Annotated in this window: 2 protein-coding genes and 1 pseudogene; all 3 read right to left on the bottom strand. The window is 64.0% G+C overall.

The features are described 5' to 3' along the window. A pseudogene (locus HP499_RS21675) lies at positions 1 to 290 on the bottom strand (GGDEF domain-containing protein); the annotation flags it as partial. Between the two features lie 90 nt (positions 291 to 380). Next, positions 381 to 2,339 carry a glycosyltransferase gene (locus HP499_RS21670; protein WP_253951735.1) on the bottom strand — a complete coding sequence of 653 codons (1,959 nt, stop codon included), beginning with the start codon at positions 2,337 to 2,339 and terminating at the stop codon, positions 381 to 383. Beyond that, positions 2,339 to 3,988 (bottom strand): glycosyltransferase family 39 protein, encoded by a 1,650-nt coding sequence (locus HP499_RS21665; RefSeq protein WP_253951736.1) that lies wholly within the window; start codon positions 3,986 to 3,988, stop codon positions 2,339 to 2,341. Before HP499_RS21665 ends, HP499_RS21670 begins: the two co-directional genes overlap by 1 nt. Positions 3,989 to 4,007: the final 19 nt, after the last annotated feature.

Raw genomic sequence — 4,007 nt, 5'->3', positions numbered from 1 at the left:
AGCTGCCAGGGCGCGGCTTTCCGGTCCCGCAGGGTTTTTGCTCCTGCCCAGACGCTGAACGCTCCGGCCACCACCAAAATGTTGCCCACGGGATTCGCCCACTGCTGGTGGGGGGTGCCGTTGAGCAGGAAGGCTGCGTTGCCCACCATGAACTCCAGCAGGGCCAGGCTCCACCAGCCGGCATACGGCGAGCGGGTGCGGTGGAAGGAGGCGCAGAACAGCACCAGGAGGGTCACTGTAATCACGCCTAAAGCAACCCGTACCGAGAAAGCATCGAGCACCGTGTCCAACCCCCTCAGCTGGTCATCCTGCGGCTTTGAGATCAGTGTGGCTACGCTTACTCAATCTCACTGCGGCATTTGCTCAAGATTTGCTCAAGATCAGCCAACCCAGTGGCCGTCGTCGTGATATTCGGCCTCAAGGCCGTGCGGCGTCTTCTCCCACTTGTGCGGGCTGGTGAGCATCTGCCAGGCCGCCCGCCAGGCCGCTATGGAGTGCAGCACCCAGTAGAACGGGTTGAGCAGCGCGAAGATGGCGATCCTCCAGCCGTGCCTGCGGAAGGTGGCCACCCCGGAGACGATGATCATCATGGCGTTGCCGAACAGCATGGACACCACGCCGCCCACCAGCAGCCATCCGGGCAGGACCAGGCCAACAATGTCGTAGCCGATGTACGTGACTACAGTGAAGCCCACCACCAGCGGGTAGGCCAGGAACGCCAGAGGTGTGCCCAGGATCAGGCCCAGGAACCCGACGGCGCCGGCAACGCCTGTGCTTTTGATGTACCGCATAGTGTTCCGGGTGTTGACGGCGGAGGTCACCATGTAGCCCTTGATCCATCGGGTACGTTGCTTGATCCATGCCGGTACCTGCGAGCATGCTTCTTCCCAGGTGGTGGAGTTGATGACGCCCACCCGGTATCCGTCCACGGCGGCCCGGAGGCCCAGGTCCGCATCTTCCGTGACGTTCCAGGGGTCCCAAGCGCCCACTTCCTTGAGCAGCGAGGTGACAAAGTGGTTGGAGGTGCCGCCCAGCGGAAGCGGAATTCCTGAGTTGTCCAAGCCGGGAAGCATCGAGTCGAACCAATGGGTGTATTCGATAGTGAACATCCGGGTCAGGACGTTCTGGTCCGCGTTGAAGTAGTTCAGCGCGGCTTGGACGCAGATCAACGGTTTGCGGTTCGGGTTGAGGTGTTCGCGTTCGAATTCGTCGCGTTTGAACGCTGCGATGGATGCACGCAGCTGGCCGGGTTCGGGGCGGTCCTCGGCGTCGTAGATGACCACGTACTCGCCGCGGGCGAATGTCAGGCCGTAGTTGCAGGCCCTGGGCTTGGTCTGCGGTTCGCCCTTGGGCACGATGAGGATGCGGACGTATTCCGGTGGTCGCGAAGCCTTTGCCGCTGCGATGGTCTCTGCGTCGTCTTCTTCCAGGAGAACCAGGACGTCCAGCTTGGAGCGGGGGTAGTCCAACTGGCCCAGGTTGTTCAGCAGTTTGTCGATGATGTTCGCTTCCCGGAACACCGGTACCAGGATGGTGTAGACGGGTAGCTCGGCGTCGGGAACCCTTTCTTCAGCCAGGGGCGGCAGGCCGCGGCTGGCCCGCTCCTTGTCCCGGGCCTTGAGCACGGCGGCGTCGTGCATCCGGTCGAAGGGACTGCGAAGGCTGGCGAGCGTCTTGAAGCCGATGCTCACCAGGAAGACGATGTTCGCCGCTGCCAACAGCACGATCACCGCCGTCAGCGGTGAGAACACGAACGCAGCGATGATTCCGAGGACCAGGACTACCGGAAGGATTCGCTGCCACGGTGTCAGGGCAATGCGCGCAGATTCCCCCGGGCGTTCCTCCGCGAGGCGCTCGGCGGATTCGTAGAGGAGGTGGCGGCGGAAGGAACGCTGGATTGACTGGTTGATGTCCCAGTCAGTGGTGGTGCGGAAAATGACGTCGCCCGCCCCGAACCTCAGGGCGGCCTCCTCGGCGATCGCTGCGGAGGGGGCCACCGCAGTGACTACCGTCAGAACGTCTCCGTCCATCCGCCACGGCAGCCATCGCGGCTCCCCCAACCCGCTGTAGCCGAGCAGCTCCATCAGCCGGTCATCCACGGGTTCGGCCACCAAGTCAACCAGCGGCGCATCCCAATGCCGGGCCAACACTTCATATATTCGACGGCGGTCCAGCCCGGCTTCCAGGATCAGGTGCCTGCCCAGCAAGCCGCCCTCGCTGGCGGCCCGGTCCAGCGCACGCTGCAGCTGTTCGGGGGTGACGAGTCCGGCAGCGAGCAGCGTCTGGCCGATCGATTGCCGGTTCATGGTGGCATCGGCAAGGTCAGGGGACGAAGTCATCAGTGCGAGGACCTTTCATAGATCCGGTGGGTGGGAGTCGAGAAAGCCAAGGAGTATTGGACCGTGAAGGATGGGTCTGTGCTGATCGCCTGGTACACCAGATCAGTGGGCCCGGAATCCCGCGCTCCCGTCCCGGCTTCAACGTTCACGAACACCCACTGTGCGTACTTTGCAGGGTCCTGGAGCGCCGGACCGAAGTAGTCCCCGGAGGCCCGGTTATAGATTTCCTTGAGCGGAATTCCCATGACGGGGAGCACGGCGTTGCCCCTGGCGCTCTCATCCATCAGGATTCCGCCGGACTGGTAATGCTCTTTGAGCCATCGTGCGGCGGCGGTGGAGTTCGCGGTGGATTCTGCGGACATCCGGCCCTCTGCCAACACGGCAAGCCGGCCTGCGGGGTCCCCAGCCCACCACACGTTCTGCATCACCAGCCCGGCCAGCAAAGCGCCGATCACAACGGCCCTGAGCCGCAAAGGCCGGGTCACCTCCTCCACCAAGACGGCCACCAGGATGGTCACCAGCGGTAAGGCCGTCAACGCGAACCGGTTGTTCCACCAGGTCGAGGGCAGCGAATGATCGTTGTTGATGGCCGTCTGGCCCAGGAACAGGCTCAGCAGCGCAAAGGCGTAGGCGCTGCCGGTCACCGCCACCAACAAGGTGCTGTTGGCAAATCCCCTCCGGAAAACTAGCACGACGGCGCCGCATGCCGCCAAGGCGAGGACCACGACGCCGACTGTCTCCAGCAGCGACCAATGGAAAGTAGTCAGCGTGAGTCCCGCGTTGCCCTTGGTTGGCAACAGGCCGCCGTCGGTGATGTTTTTCTGCTGGGCGTAGGCGGAGTACTGCCCGAACATGAACTCCAGCGGGTTCCCGTAGATGGCCCAGTTGTAGGAGATCCACCAGAGGACAGCTGCGGCCGGGATCATCACATAGCCGCCGGCCATGACCAGGGCTTCCCGCCAAGCCCGGGTACGACGCATGGACACGATCAGGACAAAGATGGTCCCTGTCATCACCAGCGCCCAGCCTTCGTACCGGGACAGCACTGCGGCGGCCGAGGGAATCCCCGCGAAAACGGCGAGCTCTCCGGCGCTCATCCGGCGTCGGCTGGTTGCCCAATGCGCCAGCCCGGCCATGCCGCCCACAATGCACATGATCAGCACCGGCTCGGTCAGCGCCGTGGTGTAGACGTAGAGGACGGCTGGGTTGGCCAGGACCACCAGGGTGGTGGCGAGCCGTCCGGCCCGGCCCAACCCCAGGCGCGCGGCGATCAAGTACAGCCCGGTGGTGGTGGCGGACAATGCCAGGATTCCCAGGATTCCGGCGGCCCAGCCCGTACTGAACAACCACATGTTCAGCACGAACGGAGCCAGCAGCAGGTGGGGCATGGGCAGCCATACGGTGCCCAACTGTTCAAAGCCGGGTGCTTTGCTGTCGAAGATGCGCCGGGCAATGGTCAGGTGGCTTTGGGCGTCGGAGTAATCCAGGTTGCTGCCGTTGCCGATCGTGTAGAGGCAGGCAAGGTAGCCCACCAGCAGGGACACCACCGCGACGATTCGAGTGCCGGGAACCTTGCGGCCCTTCACCGGCGCACCGAGCCGTACCCAGGCGTTAGTTGCCATGATCGGGGGTGGCCGCCGCCTGTTCAGCGTCCACGTAGGCCCGCGC

It is taken from the genome of Paenarthrobacter sp. CM16, assembly GCF_013179505.1.
GTDB lineage: Bacteria > Actinomycetota > Actinomycetes > Actinomycetales > Micrococcaceae > Arthrobacter.
Note: the sequence above shows the minus strand (reverse complement) of the source record. Positions and strands in the feature narration are given on the sequence as shown.

Bases quoted from the DNA above. Each gene is read 5' to 3' on its own strand.
- HP499_RS21670 (WP_253951735.1), bottom strand. From the start codon at position 2,339: ATGACTTCGTCCCCTGACCTTGCCGATGCCACCATGAACCGGCAATCG.